We start from the raw sequence: 17,620 nt of genomic DNA, 5'->3' as shown, positions 1-17,620 counted from the left end.
AGCAACCCAAGCTTCCAGCCTGAACGCGTCTTGAAATCTATTCTGCCGGTTCTTCGCGGGGCGGTCGCTGCTTGAGCGGGACGCCGCGCTTTTCCTCGACGCGGTCGCGGTAGAGCGCCGCCTGGCCGAGCAGCATCAGCGTCACCGGCGTGGTAACGACGACGAAGACGATGATCAGGATCTCGTGGAACACCCAGCGGCTCTGCAGCACGGCAAAGCAGATGATCGAGGCGGTGCAGATCATCAGCACGCCGCCGCTGGTCGCGAGCGTCGGCGCGTGCAGGCGCTCGTAGAAGCTCGTAAACCGGAGCAGGCCGACGGAGCCGATCAGCGCCACCGCGGCGCCGAGAACGGTCAGCCCGCAGACGAGCACGGCGGCCCAGACGGGAAGATCGGTGAGGTGGCTCATTCGATGATCTCCCCGCGCATCAGGAACTTGCCGAAGGCGATCGACGAGACGAAGCCGATCAAAGCCACGATCAGTGCGGACTCGAAATAGAGCGAGTTGGCCGTGCGGATGCCGAAGGTCAAGAGCATGAGCATGGCGTTGATGTAGAGCGTGTCGAGGCCGAGGATGCGGTCCTGGGCGCGCGGTCCTCGCACCATGCGATAGAAGGCAAAGGCCATCGCCAGGCCGAGCATGATCTGGGCAATCAGGATCGACCAGATGATTGAAAGTTCCATCATCCGAATATCTCCTTCAGGGCGGTCTCGTAGCGCCTGACCGTATCGAGCCAGATGTCCTCGTTTTCCATGTCGAGCACGTGGAAGAGCAGCGACTTGCGGCCGCGATCGTATTCGAGCCAGGCCGTTCCCGGCGTCGCGGTCATGACACAGGCAAGCAGCGCCAGGGCGTTTTCGTCTTCCAGATCGAGATCGATGGTCAGGAAGCCCGAGTTCGGTGGGCGGCGCTGGCCACGCAGGATGACGGCGATGACCGCGATGTTCGAGCGGATCACATCGAGGGCGACGGCAAAGCCGAAGCGCACGATCAACAGGATCCGACGCGGATGCGATCGCATGAGGCCGAGCTTCAGCGTCACCCAGCCGAGACCGGTTGCCAATATCGTCCCCATGAGGAAGGTGCCGGGTGCGACCGACTGATTGAGCAGGAGCCAGATGACGAGCAGCCCGACGGAGAGAAGCGGATAGGGGAGCCAGGTGCGCATCGTCTACTGCCCTCCCGCCCGGGGCGCCGTGAGCACCCGTTCCGTGTAACCCGTGGGATCGAACAGCGAATCCGCCGTTGCCTGCATGTAGCGCATGGCCGGCCCGGCCTGCACGCTCAAGAAGATGCAGGCCGCGAGCAGCACGACCACGGGGGTGATCTCGATGACGACGACGCGTGGCACGGTGTTTTCGATCGAGGCCCAGAAGGTACGGATGCCGACGCGGTTCATCGCGATCATCGCGGCGAGACCGGAAAGGATCAGCAGCGTGACATAGGTCCAGTCGGCGGCGGAAATCGTCGGCGCGGCTTCTGCTCCCGACAGGCCGAAGAGACCGCCGAGGATGGCGAACTTGGCGACAAAGCCGGAGAGCGGCGGCAGGCCCGCAAGCAGGAGGGCGCAAAGGCAGAAGCAAAGGCCGAGGATCGCCATTGTGCCGGGAATCGCGGCTCCGACTTCTTCTTCCTCTTCGTCCTCGTCGGCGTCGCCATAGGCTTCCATCGTCACCGCCAGAACGTCGGCGCCGGCGTCACGGCCGCGCTCGACCAGTTCAATCAGCAGGAAGAAAGCGGCGATCGTCAGCGTCGAGCTGACAAGATAGAAGAGCGCACCGGCGATCATGCTCGGATGGCCGAGGCCGATGGCGCCGAGCAGCGTGCCGGAGGAGACCAGCACCGAATAGGCGGCGAGGCGCCCCATGGCCTGCGACGCGAGCACGCCGATGGCACCAAACGCGATCGTCAGCAGGCCGCCTGCAAGCAGGACCGGCTGGCCGAAACCGGCAGACGCGCCGGCGCTCGCACCGAAGACCAGCAGGGAAAACCTGAGAATGACATAGATGCCGACCTTGGTGAGGATCGCAAAGACCGCGGCGACCGGCGGCGTCGCGGCCGAATAGGCCGTCGGCAGCCAGAAGCTCAAGGGCCACATGCCGGCCTTCACCAGGAAGGCGACACCGAGCACGCCGGCGCCGACCTCGACCATCTGGCGATCCTCCGGCGAGAGCGTTGCCAGCTTCATCGAGAGATCGGCCATGTTGAGCGTGCCGGTCGCGCCGTAGATCAGGCTGACGCCGATCAGGAACAGCGACGACGCCGCAAGGTTGATCGCGACATAGTGCAGTCCCGCCTTGACGCGCAGCGGCCCGGAGCCGTGCAGCAGCAGCCCGTAGGACGCCGCCAGCATGATCTCGAAGAAGACGAAGAGGTTGAAGAGGTCGCCGGTTAGGAACGAGCCGTTGAGGCCGGCGATCAGCAACTGGAACAGCGAATGGAAGTGGTGGCCGGCGGTGTGCCAGCGCGCGATCGAATAGGCCTGGGCGGCTAGCGCCAGTCCGCTCGTCAGGCACAGCATCAGCGCCGACAGACGGTCGAGAACGAGCACGATGCCGAAGGGGGCGGGCCAGTTGCCGAGCTGATAGACGCCATTGCCCGCGGGCGCTCCGTCCATCGAGGCGATCCGCATCAGCACGATCGAGAGGATGAAGAGCGCGAGCGTCGAGACGAAGCTCATCACGCCCTTGAGCGAGCGGTTGCGCTCGTCGATCGGGATCATTGCTGCGCCGACCATCAGCGGCAGCAGGATCGGCAGGATCAGCAGGTGGTGCATCCAGTTAGTCATGGCGCTGCTCCCTGCCGTCGACATGGTCGGTGCCGGTGAAGCCGCGCGAGGCGAGTAGCACGACGAGGAAGAGCGCGGTCATGGCAAAGCCGATGACGATGGCTGTCAGGACGAGGGCCTGCGGCACCGGATCGGTGAAACGGCTGAGATCGCCGACGCCACCCGGTTCCAGCACCGGTGGCGCGTTCACGCGAAGGCGCCCCATGCCGAAGATGAAGAGGTTGACGGCGTAGGAGAGCAGCGAGAGGCCGATGATCACCTGATAGGTGCGCGGACGCAGCAGCAGGTAAACGCCGGAAGCTGTGAGGACGCCGATTGCGGCAGAGAGAATGATCTCCATCAGCGTGCCTCCTTTCGCATGGCGCGCGCATGGGCACGCGGCGCGCGGATCGACTGGTGGGCAAGCGCGATCAGGATCAGCACGGTTGCGCCGAGCACCAGCGAGAACACGCCGAGATCGAAGAACAGGGCGCTCGCCAGCGGGAACTTGCCGATGATCGGCAGCGTCACGTATTGCGCATGGGACGTCAGGAACGGATAGCCGAAGAACCAGGAACCGATGCCGGTTGCGGCCGCCACCAGAAGGCCGATGCTCATCCAGCGCAGCGGATGGATGCGCAGCCGTTCCTCGACCCAGCGGGTTCCGCCGGACATGTATTGCAGGATGAAGCCGATCGACATGGCGATGCCGGCAGCAAAGCCGCCGCCCGGCAGGTCATGGCCACGCAGGAAGAGGTAGGCTGCGAGCATGCCGATGACCGGGAACATCCAGCGCATGATCACCGACGGCACGAACAGGTATTCGGCGACGCTGTCACCCTTGTTGCGGTCTGGATGATCGTCGTCGAAGGCGTTCTGGACGCGCTGCTGTTCCGGCGCCTCCAGGCTGTCGGCCTGCGGGCGGAAGCGCAGCAGCAAGGCGAAGACGGTGAGCGCGACGATCGCCAACACCGCGATCTCGCCGAGCGTATCGAAGCCGCGGAAGTCGACGAGGATGACGTTGACGACATTGGTGCCGCCGCCTTCCTTGTAGGCGCGCTCGAGGAAGTAGCTTGCGATCGTGTCGGGCATGGGCCGGGTCATCATCGTATAGGCGATCAGCGCCACACCGCCGCCGGCGACGACCGCCAGCAGGAAGTCACGCAAGCGCCGGAAGCGGACCTTCAGCGACAACAGTTCGGTTTCCTCGGTGTCCTCGATGCGCTTCGGCAGCCACCGCAAGCCGAGCAGGATCAGCACCGTCGTGACGATCTCGACGAGGAGCTGCGTTACCGCCAGATCGGGCGCGGAAAGCCAGACGAAGGTCAGGCAGGTGGTGAGCCCGGCGCCGCCGAGCAGCACGAGCGCTGCCAGCCGGTGGAACTTTGCCAGGATCGCCGCACCGATGGCGCAGGCGATGCCGATCGCCCAGAGCAGGGCGAAGGCCGGATCGATGCTGCGCACGAGAAGCGGCGGCAGCTCGAAATGATTGAGAAGCAGTGGCAGCGCGCCGGCGGCGATCGCGATGAAGACGAGGAAGCGCATCTGCGGCTGCAGCCGCCGCGTGCCGAGGCGTTGCTCGAGAAAGCGCGCCCATTTCCAGGAGAGCGTTACCAGCACGCGCTCGAAGATGCGCTGGCCATGCAGCAGGCGGAAGACCGGCGGCCCTTCGACGCTGGTGGCGAGATAGTTGCGCATCAGGAAGTAGAGGCCAATGCCGCCGAGAAGCGCCACGAAGCTCATGATCAGCGGCAGGTTCCAGCCGTGCCAGACGGAAAGACTGTAATAGGGCGTGTTGGCGCCGAGAATGGAGACGACCGCCGTGTGCAGGAACGGGCCGATGGTGATCGCCGGGATGATGCCGACGACGAGGCAGGCAAGCACCAGGAACTCGATCGGCACGCGCATCCAGCGCGGCGGCTCGTGCGGCACCTTCGGCAGGTCCTCCGGCGTCTTGCCGAAGAAGACGCTGTGGATGAAGCGCAGCGAATAGGTGACCGCGAACATGCCGGCGAGCGTCGCGACATAGGGCGTCATCGTGTCGAGAATGTTGGCCTGGTGCGTTTCGATCGCTTCGGCGAAGAACATTTCCTTGGAGATGAAGCCGTTCAAGAGCGGCACGCCGGCCATGGCCGCGCTCGCGACCATGGCGAGCACCGCCGTTCCAGGCATATACCTGATCAGCCCTCCGAGCTTGCGCATGTCGCGCGTTCCGGTCTCGTGGTCGATGATGCCGGCCGCCATGAACAGCGACGCCTTGAAGGTCGCGTGGTTGACGATGTGGAACACCGCGGCGACCGCGGCCAGCGGGCTGCCGAGGCTCAGGAGCACGGTGATCAGGCCGAGATGGCTGATGGTGGAATAGGCGAGCAGGCCTTTGAGGTCCTGCTGGAAGATGGCGAAATAGGCGCCGAGCAGCAGCGTCGAAAGACCGGCGAGGCCGACGATCCAGAACCAGGCCTCGGTGCCGGCCATCACCGGCCAGAGGCGCGCCAGCAGGAAGACGCCGGCCTTCACCATGGTTGCCGAGTGCAGGTAGGCCGAGACCGGCGTCGGCGCCGACATGGCGTGCGGCAGCCAGAAATGGAACGGGAACTGCGCGCTCTTCGTCAACGCACCGAGCAGCACCAGGATCAAGACCGGTATGTAGAGCGGCGAGTTGCGGATGAGGTCGCCGGAGGCGAGCACGACGTCGAGATCGTAGCTGCCGACGATGCGGCCCATCAGAAGCAGGCCGACGAGCATGCAGAGGCCGCCGGTGCCGGTCACCGTTAGCGCCATGCGTGCGCCGTCACGGGCGTGCGCATTGTGGTGCCAGTAGCCGATCAATAGGAAGGAGACGATGCTCGTCAGTTCCCAGAAGACGGCGAGCAGGATGAGATTGCCAGATAGCACGACACCGAGCATCGAGCCCATGAAGGCAAGGAACAGCGACAGGAAGCGTGGAACGGGATCTTCCGCCGCCATGTAGTAGCGGGCGTAAAGCACCACGAGCACGCCGATCGCAGTCACCAGAACCGTGAAGAGCCAGGCGAAGCCGTCCATCCGGAGCGTGAAGTTGAGGCCGAGTTCCGGAAGCCAGGCGATGTCGTAGCGCAGGACGCCGCCGGAAGTGACGAAGGGATAGAGACCGGCGGCGACGAGGAAACACAGGAGCGCAATCGCTCCTGCAAACCAGGCCGTCGCACCGCGCTGATCGGGCGGAAAGAAGATTGCAAGAAGGCTTCCCGCAAATGGGGCGAGAATGAAGACAGAAAGCAATTTTCCCGCGTATTCGATCGTACCGTTCCCTTCGTTCGGGTTCATGGAGAGCGGGCACCCGAGCGCCGTGCTTTCCGAAAAGAATGCACAGGAAACGCACCAGGATTTTGATTCTAGAGCATCTTTTCCGCTTTCAGTGGTTCCACTTGAAGCGGGACACTCTAGAGGCCCGAAAGGGCGGTCGCATCAGCGACTGCCGCAGGTGATGCCGCCATTCCCATGAAGCGGAGGCAGGCAATTGTTTTTATGGCGATTCGCGGCAGGGCTGCCAAGCCTCAAGCCTGCGAAAAATGCACGCACCTGCGTTTTTAACAGGCGCCGAAGCCTATCTCAGGCTGCCAGCCACCGGCGCTCGAAGGCGAAGGTCGCAAGGTCGTTGGCGCTCATGGGCCGCGCGAAGGCATAACCCTGCAGCCCGTGGCAGCCGAGTTCCTTCAGGATAGCAGCGTGTTCGAGGGTCTCGACGCCTTCGGCGATCACCTCGATGCCGAGCGATGTGCCGATATCGATGATGGACTCGACCAGGCGTTTTTCGGCCGGCGACTTCAGGATCGGCAGGACGAGCTGGCGGTCGATCTTCAAGCGCCGCGGCGTCAGCTTCAAGAGGCTGACGATGGATGCATAGCCGGTGCCGAAATCGTCGATCTCGATGTCGATGCCGAGTTCCTTGATCCGACGGATGTTCGACAGAACCGTCACGTCGCTCTCGTCGAAGGAGATCGATTCCAACAGTTCGAACGACAGGCGGCCCGCCGGGATCTGCAGCTGCTCCAGGCGCTCGATCAGATTTTCGTCGTGAAGCCGCGCATAGGAGAGATTGACCGAGACCTTGGGGATATGAATGCCGCTCGCTTCCCAGCGGTAGATCTGGAACAGCGCCTGCTCCAGGATCGCCTGGTCGATCGAGGCCACGACGTTGATGTCTTCGGCCGTCTTCAGGAACGTGTGCGGACCAAGCAGGCCCTTGGTCGGATGATCCCAGCGCGCCAGCGCCTCGACACCGATGATGTCCAGCGAGCGCGGACAGAACTGCGGCTGGAAATGCGCGATGAACTCGTTGTGCTCGAGCCCGCGCAGGATCTCGTCGGCGGTCTGCTTGGTCTTGAAGACTGCCGTCTTCAGTTCGCCGGTGAAGATCTCGTGCCGGTTGCGGCCGCGGCGCTTGGCCTCATAGAGCGCGATGTCGGCATTGACGAGCACGTGCGACAGCTCTTCGTTCGCCTGGCTCTGGGCGGCGATGCCGATGCTGACGCCGATGCGGCACTCCTGGTCCTTGTAGCGGACGGGCACGCTCATCGCCTCGATGATGCGCGACGCCAGCCGGGCGTCCGGCTCCATGCCGCCATCCTGGCGGACGAGGACGAATTCGTCGCCGCCGATGCGGGCGACGAAGTCCTTTTCGTCGGCATTGCCGCGCAGCAATTCGGCGGCATGCCTGAGGATCTCGTCGCCGGCCGCGTGGCCGAGCGTATCGTTGATCTGCTTGAACCGGTCGAGATCCATGTGGAAGATGCTGAGCTTCGCCTCGCGCGCGAAATGCCGGTCGCGCTCAGCCAGGACCTGGTCGAGGAAGCGGCGGTTCGGCAGGCCGGTCAGCGGATCGTGCAGCGCGTTGAACTCCATGCGATGACGCGCCGCTTCGAGTTCGACGCTGTGCGCCTCGGCCGTGCGTTTGGCTTCGAAAAGCGTTTCGCGGGTCTCGAAGTCGGCGGTCACGTCCCAGTTGACCCCGACGATCTTCCGGTGGCCGTCGGCGCCGATGTAGAAAGAACCGTTGGCCCGGATGTGGCGCGTGCCGCCGTCGGGCAGGCGGACGCGGAAATCGGAATTGTAGGCGAGCCCGGATTCCAGCGCCTCGGCAAATTCCCGTTCGGCGCGGTCGAGATCGTCCGGGTGCAGCGTGTCCTTCCAGTCGTCATAGGCCTGGCGCAACGATGCCGTCCGTCCATAGAGCTCCTTGGTCCGATCGTCCCAGAGCAGCTTCCTGCTGGCGACGTCGAGTTCCCAGATGCCGATCTGGGAGGAGTCGAGCGCGATCTTCAGCCGATGGGAGAGCTCCTGGAGCTGCGCCTTGCTGTGCCTGAGGGCACGAATGTTGCCTTGCCGCTCGGTCAGGAGGCGCCCGGTCAACACCATCGGCAGGATAATCATCAGGCCGCCAATGACGATGAGGCCGCGAATGAGCCAGGCATTGCCAGCCGTCGTCGGCCAGCCGCCCTTCGGAACGGCGGCGATATGCCAGGAGCCGCCGGGCAGAAGCACGGTCATTTCGACCGGTGCATCGCGGAAAATGTTCGCGTCGCCGTAAAAGACCGGACCCTGCGCGCCCGTGCCGTCCCGACCGGCAATGGCGACGTCGATGCCGAGTTCGTCGGAAGAAAGGCCGCTGTCGCGATAGAGCCGGTCCACGTCGATGATGGCCGAGACGATGCCCCAGAAGCGGTTGCTGCCGCCGCCCGCATCGATCGACACGGGGAAGCGGCCGATCAGGCCCTTGCCGCCCTGGACGAGATCGACAGGCCCGGCAAGCACCATCTGGCCGGTGTCCTTTACGCGCATGACGGCGGCGCGCTGCGCCTCGTTCTTGCGATAGTCGAGGCCGAGGGCGCGGCGATTTTGTTCGAGCGGATAGACGAGCGAGACGATCAGATTGGGCGCAGCGGCGATGCTGCGCAATTGTGAGCGCTCGGTGAAGACACTGCGCGCCAGAGCGGCGAAACGCTGCTGGTCCATCGCCGGCTCGGTGACCAGGGTGCCGATCAGCCCGCGAACGAGCTGGATGTTGCCATTGACGTTGGCCTCGAGCTTGGAGCGGATGGGGTTGAGTTCCTCGGCGACGCGGGCGCGCTGGCGCGCCTCGTCGACCACCTGGTTCTGGTTGTCCGCAAGGATGCCGGCGACCAGAACCACGAAGGCGGCGATGATCGCCGGAAGATAGCTCGGCGTCAAAACCCTGGAGAGCTTCTTCATTCCGAGGTTGAAAGCATGTCTGGCAGGCACGAAACACCCCGGCGGCACGCGAATGGCTATGTCTTGAGCCGGATAATCCCAAAAGGGTCTTAATAAACCTTGTTTTAGGTGCCGCTTTTATTCCTTCGCGTCTCAGTCACCTTTGCGCTCGGGCAGCTTCTTGTGCTTGGTTTCTGCAAGCTCTTCGAGTTCACCTTCGCTCATGGATTTTTCCATTTCGCGCGACGCGCCCTTAAGGCTGGATTTCTTGACGTCGCCGCGCTTGGCGGCAAGGGCAGCGCCGGCTGCACGCTGCTGGGCTTTCGATTTGGCTGGCATGGCACATCGCCTTTCGGTTGGTTGCTCTGGCCAACGCGAGGCAGCGACGGATGTTCCGCGAAGCTAGGTATTCTCCCGCGCTTCGATCATCGCCTGCAGCGTCTCCAGCCGGTCGGCGTCGCGCGGCAGCTTGTCCTGTCTCAGGCGCGCGATGCGCGGGAAACGCATGGCGACGCCCGACTTGTGCCGGCTCGAGCGGTTGATGCCCTCGAAGGCGACCTCGACGACGAAACCGAAATCGGGTTCCGCCCTGACTGCCCGCACCGGGCCGAAGCGTTCGGTCGTGTTGTCCCGGACGAAGCGGTCGAGGATTTCGAGTTCCGCATCGGTGAAGCCGAAGTAGGCCTTGCCGACGGGCACCAGCGTTTCCTTGCCCTCGATGTCGGTCCAGACGCCGAAGGTGTAGTCGGAGTAATAGCTCGAGCGCTTACCGTGGCCGCGCTGGGCATACATCAGCACCGCGTCGATATTGAAGGGCGCGCGCTTCCACTTGAACCACGGGCCTTTGGCGCGGCCCGGCGTATAGGGCGAATCCAGCCGTTTCAGCATGATGCCTTCGATGACGGGATCCGGCGGATCGGCGCGCAGCCGGTCGAGTTCTTCCCAAGACGAGAAGGGCACCAGCGGCGAGAGGTCGAAATGCTGCGGCGAGGCGCGCTCGACGATGTCGGCGAGCAGCGCGCGTCGTTCGACGAAGCCCAGTGGGCGAACGTCCTCTTCGCCTGAGAAGAGAATGTCATAGGCGCGGACGAAGGCCGGATAGGTTTCGATGAGCTTAGGGCTGACCGCTTTGCGGTTCAACCGTTGCTGCAGGTCGGCGAAAGTTCGGGTAGCGCGGTTGGTGCGCGCGGTGCCGCCGACGAGCAGTTCGCCGTCGATCACTCCGGTAAAGTCGGCGGCTTCAAGTACATCGGGAAAGGCGCCGGAAATCTCGTCGCCGCTGCGGGAATAGAGCCGGCGCACACCGCCGATGTTGGCAAGCTGAACGCGGATGCCGTCCCACTTCCATTCGGCGGCGAAATCCTTTGGGTCGAGCCCGTCGAGATCGCCGTCGCCGACGGGGTTGGCGAGCATGACCGAATGGAAGACGGCCGGCGTCGAAAGCGCGGGCTTTTCCGCCTCTCCCGAAAGCCAGCGGAAGAGCGGCAGGTAAGGAGGCGACAGGCCGTGCCAGAGGGTCTCGATTTCGGCGACGTCCTTGCCGCCCATGTCCGCGAGCGCCTGCTTGGCGAGCTTCGCCGATACGCCGATGCGAAGGCCGCCCGTCACAAGTTTTAGGAAGGCGAAGCGCGCCGAGGTATCCAATCGGTCGAGCATGTCGCGAACGACGCCGCGCACATCGGCGCGTCCGGTCCTTTGCAGGCGCTCGATGGCCTCGCCAAGCGGAATGTCCGCCTCCACGGTGCCGGCAGGCGGCTCCCAGACGAGCGAAACCGTTTCGGCGAGGTCGCCGACATAATCGTAGGAATACTGGAAGAGCACCGCGTCCATGCGTTCGAGCAGGAGGTCGCGGATCATTGCCGGCTTGACCGTGTTGAGCGACAGCGTGCCGGCGATCGCGGCAAGCGCATAGCCGCGATCGGGGTCCGGCGCGGTGCGGAAGTAATCGACAAGCAGGCGGATCTTGGCGTTGCGCTGCGGGCTGAGGACGAGACGGTCGAGCAGTTCGGCGAAGGCGCGCATCCGTCACTCTCCCTCGTCGTCGTAGCCGACGAGATGCAGCGGACGGGCGACGATGCCCTTGAGTTCGCACCAGCGCACCAGTGCCTCCTCCCGCCCGTGCGTGACCCAGACTTCGGCCGGTGCGATCTCGGTGATCGTCGCCGTCAGTTCGGCCCAATCGCAATGGTCGGAGATGATCAAGGGCAGCTCGACGCCGCGCTGTTTCGCCCTTTGCCGGATCAGCATCCAGCCGGAAGCGAAGCTGGCGATCGGGTCGGAGAAGCGCCGCGACCAGCGATCGGCGAAGGCGGCGGGCGGGCCGATCACGATCGTGCCCCTGAAATCCTGCTTGTCGTCGGCTGCAAGCGTTGCCGGGTGCAGGTCGCCAAGGTCGATGCCCTGGCTCTGGTAGTAGTCGCACAGCCGTTGCAGGGCGCCATGGATGAAGATCGGCTGGTGATACCCCTCTTCGCGCAGCAGCGCGATCACCCGCTGCGCCTTGCCGAGCGCATAGGCGCCGACCACGTGGGTGCGCTCGGGGAATTGCGCGAGCGACGTCAGTAATTTGCGCGTTTCCGCGCGGTCGTCCGGGTGGTGGAAGACTGGCAGGCCGAAGGTCGCTTCGGTGATGAAGACATCGCAGGCGACCGGCTCGAAGCCGGCGCAGGTCGGGTCCCGCCGTCGCTTGTAATCGCCTGAGACGACGATGCGTGTACCGTCTGTGCGAACGGAGATCTGCGCCGAGCCGAGCACGTGGCCGGCAGGATAAAAGCCCACCTCGACGCCATTGACGGTGAGCGTTTCGCCAAGGGCGATCGGCTGGCTCGTGCCGCAGAAGTCGTCGCCGTAGCGGATGCGCATGATGTCCAGGGTCTCGCGGGTGGCGAGCACCTGGCCATGGCCGGCGCGGGCATGGTCGGAATGACCATGGGTGATCAGCGCCCTTTCGACCGGTTGAACCGGGTCGATGTAGAAGTCACCGATCGGGCAATAGAGGCCTTTGGGGGCGGGGTAGAGCAGGGCGTCCGGTTTCATGGACTGAAAGATAGCCGGCGAATGCACATTCGCCAGCCGTGTTGTTCAAGTTTTTCGAGGCGCAACATTTGCTGCGCCTCGTTCAGCTTCAACCCGGCAGAACCAGCGTGTCGATGATCAGCTTCAGCGTGCGGGCGGCATCGATGTCGATGCAGGCCTTCTGGCTCGGCAGATCGTCCCAGGGGCTCGGCGGGAACAGCCTGGTGTCGGGGCTCTGGATCGTCTGGCCATCGGCAATGCCGCCGCAGACGACGCGGATCGCGCCGCTTCTGACGGTGAACAGGTCAGGCGCCACGACATAGGCGCAGGCGCAGCTGTCGTGCACGACCATGCCATCGGGCACGTGCTGCTCGTAGAAGGTGACGTAGAACTTCGAGATGTCGGCGAGCAGCTTGCCGGCGTCGCCGCCGCGTTCGGCGACATCGGCGATCATCGCCTTGGTCATCACGGTCTGGGTGGTGACGTCGAGACCGACGACGGTGACCGGCCAGGGCGCGGTCATGACAACGTCGGCGGCTTCCGGGTCGCCGTGGATATTGGCTTCGGCAGCCGGCGTGATGTTGCCGTTGACGTCGAAGGCGCCGCCCATGATGACGACTTCGCGCACGAGCGCTGCGAACTCGGGATCCTCGCGCAGCGCCAGCGCCAGGTTGGTCATGCGGCCAACGGCGATCAGCGTCACTTCGCCGGGATGGGCGCGAACGGTGTCGATGATGAAGCGGTGCGCCGGGCGCGGGTCGACCGGCAGGTCGATCGTCTCCGGCACGTCGATATTGCCGAGGCCGTCGTCACCGTGGATGAAGGTCGGCCAGCCGACATGCGGGCGCTCAGGATTGAAGGTCTTGTCGAGGCCCTTGGCCACGGGCGCGTCGATGCCCCACTCACGCTTCAGGAACAGCGCGTTGCGCGTCGTGGTTTCGACCGAGGCATTGCCGAAAACGGTGGTGATGCCGATCAGGTCGATGGCCGGGTGACGGTGCAGGAAGAGCAGCGCCATTGCATCGTCGATGCCCGGATCCGTATCAAAGATAACTTTATGCATTCTCGTTCTTCTTTTCTTGTTCTTGTGTTTGACGGCTCGCAATGGAGGCAAGATGGCCACGAATGTCAATCACCCTCCCGGAGGCTTTGGCGGGCGACCGGCCGCGCCCTGGCCGGTTTCCATGGGAACATCGCCAACCGGGTGAGCATGGCAAGCTCCGCGTGTGGATGGGAACGGCTCATCCAGTCAACCGGGAGGTAATGTCATGCATAGGCTGGTTCTTGTTTCCATGATCGTCGTCACCGCGGCAACGTCGTTTGCCGCTCCCTCCTTTGCCCAAAGCGCTGGCGGCAAGGGCCGTGGCGGCGGTGGTGGCGGCAACGGTTCTTCCGACAGCAGCGACTGGTATGCCGGCATCGGTTCCTTCACCCATTCCAACGACAGCTACAACCGGCGGCGCCCCAAGGTCATCCTGACGAAGTCGGGTGCCTATTGCGTCGAAAACCGCCGATGGGTCGACGCCTCGGGCAAGGCGCATTTTTCGCCTTACCGCGAGTGCCGCGACCGCATCGATATCGCCGTGGACTGATCGACGTAGAGCTTTGAGAGGGAGGCGGGCGCGCAATCGCCCGCCTTCCTTTTTGTTGATCCCCTGCCGCCGGTCTCCTGCGGGTTGCCGGCAGATCGCTACCGCAATTTAAACTTTCCGAAAGGTCGCGCGCCTAATGTTGTGCTGCCCGTTCCGGGCTTTTTGCAATTTCTGGATATGACGGCGGAGTCCACCCTCGTGAAGGCTATCCTCGGCAAGATCAGGCCATCGAAGAGACTGCTCGTCATTCTCACGGCGGCCTTCGGTGTTTCCGCCGCTTCGGGCGGCGCTGCCGTCTATGTCAGCCGCGACGCGCTGATGGCGGAACTTTCCAAACCGAAGGTATCGGGCCTCGAATGCACGACCATTCGCACGCTGAAGCTCAGCCACAACGGCCAACGCTGGATCCGCATGCACGTCAAGACCGACCGCGCCGACGGCCAGGCGCGCATGCGCACGGCGTTGCGCGTCGTCGGCGCCCTGGCCAAGGCCGAACGGGCAGATCTCTATCAGGTCGTCGTGCTCGATTCCGCCGGCCCTGAAAACCGGGCCGATGTGCGCGGTGCCGCGATTGGTGCGGAGGTGCTCTTCGCTCCCGGTCCGCAGAGCGTTCCGGGCATGAGCGAGACGTTTCGAGCGTTCTACAATGACGGCACGGCCAATTCTGTCGGTGTCTTCCATGGCAAGACCATCGACCTTTCGATGGACGACATCCGCACGATGATGGCGGCCATGGACGACCATTCGCCATGCATCGATCCATCGGCCGCACCGGCCGATGGCGCGACCGCCGAGGGCGGCGCCGGTGAACACGAGGCCAAGCCGGCCGAGACCGCCGAGGCGCCCGCAGGCCACTAGGCCCGGGTCACGTCCGGCTATGCGATCCCTCTGAAACTGAAAAAGGCCCGGCGCGTGAGCGGCGGGCCTTCGTGTTCGTGGCGATGCGACCTTGATCAGTCAGCCTTCTGCCGGCGGGCCGGGAAGAGGATGACGTCGCGGATCGACGGTGCGTTGGTCAAAAGCATGATCAGGCGGTCGACGCCGATGCCGAGGCCACCGGCCGGTGGCATGCCCTGGTCGATCGCGTCAAGGAATTCGTCGTCGAGCTGCTTGGCCTTTTCGCCGCGCGCATGCGCCTGCTCCAGCTGCTCGACCATGCGGGCGCGCTGCTCTTCCGGGTCGTTCAGTTCGGAGAAGGCGTTGCCCAGTTCCCAGGCGTTGCAATAGGTCTCGAAACGCTCGACGAGGCGCGGCTCGCCCGGCACTTCCTTGGCAAAGGGCGAGATGTCCTTCGGGAAATGCGTGACGTGGGCCGGCTGGATCAGCGTGCCTTCGACCTTCTCTTCGAAGATGAAGGCGAGGCACTCGCCCCAGGTCCAGTCCTTCTCGACCTCGAAGCCGGCAGCCTTGGCGGCAGCGCGGGCTTCCTCGTCGGTCTTCATCGCCAGGAAGTCGATACCGGTCGCTTCCTTGACGGCGTCAGGCATCGGTACGCGACGGAACGGACCCTTGAAGGAGATTTCCTTGTCGCCATAGGCAAACTCGGTCGAACCGTGGATCGCCATCGCAAGCTCACCGAACAGCCGCTCGACGAGGTCCATGATGTCCTCGTAGTCGGCATAGGCCCAGTAGCACTCCATCATGGTGAATTCCGGATTGTGCCGGGTGGAGACGCCTTCGTTGCGGAAGTTGCGGTTGATCTCGAAGACCTTGTCGGTCAGACCCGAGACCAGCGTGCGCTTCAGGTAAAGTTCCGGCGCGATGCGCAGGAACATGTCGAGCTTCAGCGTGTTGTGATGCGTCTTGAACGGCTCGGCGGTGGCGCCGCCATAGACCGAATGCAGCATCGGCGTCTCGACTTCCATGAAGCCGTCGTTTTCCATGAAGCGACGGATGCCCGAGACGATCTTGCTGCGCTGCTGGAAGCGCAGCTTCGATTCCTCGTTGGTCATGATGTCGAGGTGGCGCTTGCGGTAGCGGATCTCGATGTCGGAGAGACCGTGCCACTTCTCGGGCATCGGCAGCAGCGACTTCGTCAGCATCGTGATCGCCTGCGCGTTGATCGTCAGCTCGCCACGCTTGGTGCGGCGCACGACGCCGGTCACGCCGATGATGTCGCCGATGTCGATCATCGGCAGCACCCCGCGGGCTTCGTCGCTCGTCACGTCCTTGTGGCTGAAGATCTGGATCTTGCCCGACGCGTCATGGATGTCCATGAACATGCCGGAGTTGCGCGAGGAGTAGACGCGGCCGGCGACGGTCACGACATCCTGCGTCTCGGTATCCGGCTCCAGGCTCTCGTACTTGGCGGTCAGCTCGGCATTGCTCATCGTCCGGTGGAAATGCGCCGGATAGACGTCGCCGATCTGCTCGCGCAAAAGCTTCAGCTTCTGTGCGCGCACTTCCGTGGCGTCGGAGGAGAGGCCAGTGGTCTCGGTCTTGTCGTTCATCGTGCTCTCCTTACTTTCCGCTGCCGACCATGGAGGCGACCACCTGGGACGCGACCTTGAGGCGTTGGCGGACCACGGCGCGGCCGAGGATTTCCATGCTGTCGAACAGCGGCAGCGAGCGCTGCGAGCCGGACACGGACACGAATAGCGGCGCCAAGATCACCTTCAACTTCTTGCCCATGCGCTCGGCGATCGCACGCAGTTCGGCCTCGATCGATTCCTTGTTCCATTCGAGGATCTTTTCCAGATCCGGCTGAACCGTGTTGAGGATCTCGAGCAGCTCTTCGGGCGTCGACTTGACGCCGGCGAAGGCTTCGGGCTTGAGGCCAAGGTCCGACTTCAGAAGGAAGCCTGCGAGATCGGGCAACTCGCCGAGCTTCGAGATGCGCGACTGGCTGAGCTTCAGGCCCTGTTTCAGGCGGTCGTTTTCCATCGCCCAGGCAAGGACGCGGGCGGCGAATTCTTCTTCCGAAAGCTTCTCGCGGATCCAGCGGGCGTTCAGCCAGTCGAGCTTCTGGATGTCGAAGATCGCGCCGGCCTTGGAGAGGTTCTCCGAGTCGAACTTTGCAGCCAGTTCCTCGATCGTCAGCAGTTCCTCGCCTTCGGCGATCTGGATGAAGAACAGGCCGAGGAAGTTCATCAGCGCTTCCGGCAGGTAGCCAAGCGCCGTGTAGTAGGAGATCGACGTCGGGTTCTTGCGCTTCGACAGCTTCGACTTGTCGGCATTGCGCATCAGCGACAGGTGCATGAAGACCGGCGGTTCGAGGCCGAGATAGCGGTAGATCAGGATGTGCTTCGGCACGGAGGCCAGCCACTCCTCGCCACGGGCGACGTGGGTGATCTTCATCAGGTGGTCGTCGACGACGTTGGCCATGTGGTAGGTCGGCATGCCGTCGGCCTTGAGCAGGACCTGCATGTCGACGGCATCCCACGGAATTTCCACGTCGCCATAGACGCCGTCGGTAAACTTGCACGAGCCCTCGGTCGGGATCTTCATGCGCACGACGTGCGGTTCGCCGGCGGCAACGCGCGACGTCACTTCCTCGGCGGACAGGTGGAGACACAGGCCGTCATACTTCGACGGCTTGCCGGCGGCGCGCTGGCTCTCGCGCATCTGCTCGAGCCGCTCGGGCGTGCAGAAGCAACGGAAGCCGTGACCGTTCTCGACGATCTTTTCGACGTAGGGGCGGTACATGTCCTTGCGGTCGCTCTGGCGGTAGGGACCGTAAGGGCCACCGACATCAGGACCTTCCGACCATTCGAGCCCGCACCATTTCAGCGCGTCCAGCACCTTCTGTTCGAACTCCGGCGTCGAGCGGGTGGCATCGGTGTCCTCGATGCGCAGGATGAACTCGCCACCATGCTTTTTTGCGAAGAGGTAGTTGAACAGAGCGATGTAGGCGGTGCCGACATGCGGCTCGCCGGTGGGGGAGGGTGCGATGCGTACCCGGACTGCTGAATTTGCCATGGTCTTTGCCCGTCTGACGTGCTTTTCGCCCCTTGCCGGAGAAGAAACCGGCCGCCGGGGGCGCGCATTTTATGGGAAGGAAAGGCCCGCAAGGGTGCCGCAACAACGGTATCGGCA

15 protein-coding genes are annotated in these 17,620 nt (G+C 63.9%); 2 read left to right on the top strand and 13 right to left on the bottom strand.

Translation table 11 applies throughout. The features are described from left to right. Nucleotides 1-37: 37 nt before the first annotated feature. From mnhG to L981_RS16830, 11 genes are all read right to left on the bottom strand, one after another. Nucleotides 38-409 carry a monovalent cation/H(+) antiporter subunit G gene (gene mnhG, locus L981_RS16880; protein ID WP_043618517.1) on the bottom strand — a complete coding sequence of 124 codons (372 nt, stop codon included), beginning with the start codon at nucleotides 407-409 and terminating at the stop codon, nucleotides 38-40. Further along, complete coding sequence (locus tag L981_RS16875; protein ID WP_034787089.1) at nucleotides 406-687, bottom strand: K+/H+ antiporter subunit F; 282 nt, start codon at nucleotides 685-687, stop codon at nucleotides 406-408. Before L981_RS16875 ends, mnhG begins: the two co-directional genes overlap by 4 nt. Further along, nucleotides 684-1,169 carry a Na+/H+ antiporter subunit E gene (locus L981_RS16870; protein ID WP_043618515.1) on the bottom strand — a complete coding sequence of 162 codons (486 nt, stop codon included), beginning with the start codon at nucleotides 1,167-1,169 and terminating at the stop codon, nucleotides 684-686. Before L981_RS16870 ends, L981_RS16875 begins: the two co-directional genes overlap by 4 nt. A 3-nt stretch (nucleotides 1,170-1,172) precedes the next feature. Next, complete coding sequence (locus tag L981_RS16865) at nucleotides 1,173-2,789, bottom strand: monovalent cation/H+ antiporter subunit D (protein ID WP_043618513.1); 1,617 nt, start codon at nucleotides 2,787-2,789, stop codon at nucleotides 1,173-1,175. Continuing rightward, nucleotides 2,782-3,129: a Na+/H+ antiporter subunit C gene (locus tag L981_RS16860; RefSeq protein WP_034787081.1), complete on the bottom strand. Its 348-nt coding sequence runs from the start codon at nucleotides 3,127-3,129 to the stop codon at nucleotides 2,782-2,784. Before L981_RS16860 ends, L981_RS16865 begins: the two co-directional genes overlap by 8 nt. Continuing rightward, the gene (locus tag L981_RS16855; protein WP_082006059.1) at nucleotides 3,129-6,074 is read right to left on the bottom strand and encodes a monovalent cation/H+ antiporter subunit A; all 2,946 of its coding nucleotides are present in this window, start codon (nucleotides 6,072-6,074) and stop codon (nucleotides 3,129-3,131) included. Before L981_RS16855 ends, L981_RS16860 begins: the two co-directional genes overlap by 1 nt. 285 nt (nucleotides 6,075-6,359) lie before the next feature. Continuing rightward, nucleotides 6,360-8,999, bottom strand: a complete 2,640-nt coding sequence (locus tag L981_RS16850; RefSeq protein ID WP_043618509.1) for an EAL domain-containing protein — start codon at nucleotides 8,997-8,999, stop codon at nucleotides 6,360-6,362. Between the two features lie 132 nt (nucleotides 9,000-9,131). Then, nucleotides 9,132-9,317: a DUF3008 family protein gene (locus L981_RS16845; RefSeq protein ID WP_043618506.1), complete on the bottom strand. Its 186-nt coding sequence runs from the start codon at nucleotides 9,315-9,317 to the stop codon at nucleotides 9,132-9,134. Nucleotides 9,318-9,380: 63 nt separating this feature from the next. Next, nucleotides 9,381-11,000, bottom strand: coding sequence for a cisplatin damage response ATP-dependent DNA ligase (locus L981_RS16840; RefSeq protein WP_043618503.1), 1,620 nt, complete (start codon nucleotides 10,998-11,000; stop codon nucleotides 9,381-9,383). A 3-nt stretch (nucleotides 11,001-11,003) separates the two neighbouring features. Then, nucleotides 11,004-12,014, bottom strand: coding sequence for a ligase-associated DNA damage response exonuclease (locus L981_RS16835; RefSeq protein WP_043618500.1), 1,011 nt, complete (start codon nucleotides 12,012-12,014; stop codon nucleotides 11,004-11,006). Nucleotides 12,015-12,102: 88 nt separating this feature from the next. Then, on the bottom strand, nucleotides 12,103-13,056 hold the full coding sequence (locus L981_RS16830) for a nucleoside hydrolase (protein WP_043618497.1): 954 nt from the start codon (nucleotides 13,054-13,056) through the stop codon (nucleotides 12,103-12,105). Nucleotides 13,057-13,261: 205 nt separating this feature from the next. Between L981_RS16830 and L981_RS16825 the strand changes: the two genes are divergently transcribed. Both L981_RS16825 and L981_RS16820 read left to right on the top strand, forming a co-directional pair. Further along, nucleotides 13,262-13,585, top strand: coding sequence for a hypothetical protein (locus L981_RS16825; protein WP_043618495.1), 324 nt, complete (start codon nucleotides 13,262-13,264; stop codon nucleotides 13,583-13,585). A 198-nt stretch (nucleotides 13,586-13,783) separates the two neighbouring features. Next, nucleotides 13,784-14,443 carry a hypothetical protein gene (locus L981_RS16820; protein ID WP_043618619.1) on the top strand — a complete coding sequence of 220 codons (660 nt, stop codon included), beginning with the start codon at nucleotides 13,784-13,786 and terminating at the stop codon, nucleotides 14,441-14,443. Nucleotides 14,444-14,538: 95 nt separating this feature from the next. Here the strand turns inward: L981_RS16820 and lysS are convergent, their stop codons facing one another. Further along, nucleotides 14,539-16,035 carry a lysine--tRNA ligase gene (gene lysS / locus L981_RS16815; RefSeq protein WP_043618493.1) on the bottom strand — a complete coding sequence of 499 codons (1,497 nt, stop codon included), beginning with the start codon at nucleotides 16,033-16,035 and terminating at the stop codon, nucleotides 14,539-14,541. 10 nt (nucleotides 16,036-16,045) lie between these two features. After that, a complete protein-coding gene (gene gltX, locus L981_RS16810) occupies nucleotides 16,046-17,503 on the bottom strand; it encodes a glutamate--tRNA ligase (protein ID WP_043618490.1) in 1,458 nt (485 codons plus the stop codon). Nucleotides 17,504-17,620 lie beyond the last annotated feature (117 nt).

This window comes from Ensifer sp. ZNC0028, assembly GCF_000799055.1.
Taxonomy (GTDB): Bacteria; Pseudomonadota; Alphaproteobacteria; order Rhizobiales; family Rhizobiaceae; genus Ensifer.
This window is presented reverse-complemented; position numbering and strand designations above follow the sequence as displayed.

Excerpts from the sequence above, each read along its gene's own strand:
- mnhG (WP_043618517.1), bottom strand. The coding sequence starts at position 409 with ATGAGCCACCTCACCGATCTTCCCGTCTGGGCCGCCGTGCTCGTCTGC.
- L981_RS16875 (WP_034787089.1), bottom strand. The coding sequence starts at position 687 with ATGATGGAACTTTCAATCATCTGGTCGATCCTGATTGCCCAGATCATG.
- L981_RS16870 (WP_043618515.1), bottom strand. The coding sequence starts at position 1,169 with ATGCGCACCTGGCTCCCCTATCCGCTTCTCTCCGTCGGGCTGCTCGTC.
- L981_RS16865 (WP_043618513.1), bottom strand. The coding sequence starts at position 2,789 with ATGACTAACTGGATGCACCACCTGCTGATCCTGCCGATCCTGCTGCCG.
- L981_RS16860 (WP_034787081.1), bottom strand. The coding sequence starts at position 3,129 with ATGGAGATCATTCTCTCTGCCGCAATCGGCGTCCTCACAGCTTCCGGC.
- L981_RS16855 (WP_082006059.1), bottom strand. The coding sequence starts at position 6,074 with ATGAACCCGAACGAAGGGAACGGTACGATCGAATACGCGGGAAAATTG.
- L981_RS16850 (WP_043618509.1), bottom strand. The coding sequence starts at position 8,999 with ATGAAGAAGCTCTCCAGGGTTTTGACGCCGAGCTATCTTCCGGCGATC.
- L981_RS16845 (WP_043618506.1), bottom strand. The coding sequence starts at position 9,317 with ATGCCAGCCAAATCGAAAGCCCAGCAGCGTGCAGCCGGCGCTGCCCTT.
- L981_RS16840 (WP_043618503.1), bottom strand. The coding sequence starts at position 11,000 with ATGCGCGCCTTCGCCGAACTGCTCGACCGTCTCGTCCTCAGCCCGCAG.
- L981_RS16835 (WP_043618500.1), bottom strand. The coding sequence starts at position 12,014 with ATGAAACCGGACGCCCTGCTCTACCCCGCCCCCAAAGGCCTCTATTGC.
- L981_RS16830 (WP_043618497.1), bottom strand. The coding sequence starts at position 13,056 with ATGCATAAAGTTATCTTTGATACGGATCCGGGCATCGACGATGCAATG.
- L981_RS16825 (WP_043618495.1), top strand. The coding sequence starts at position 13,262 with ATGCATAGGCTGGTTCTTGTTTCCATGATCGTCGTCACCGCGGCAACG.
- lysS (WP_043618493.1), bottom strand. The coding sequence starts at position 16,035 with ATGAACGACAAGACCGAGACCACTGGCCTCTCCTCCGACGCCACGGAA.
- gltX (WP_043618490.1), bottom strand. The coding sequence starts at position 17,503 with ATGGCAAATTCAGCAGTCCGGGTACGCATCGCACCCTCCCCCACCGGC.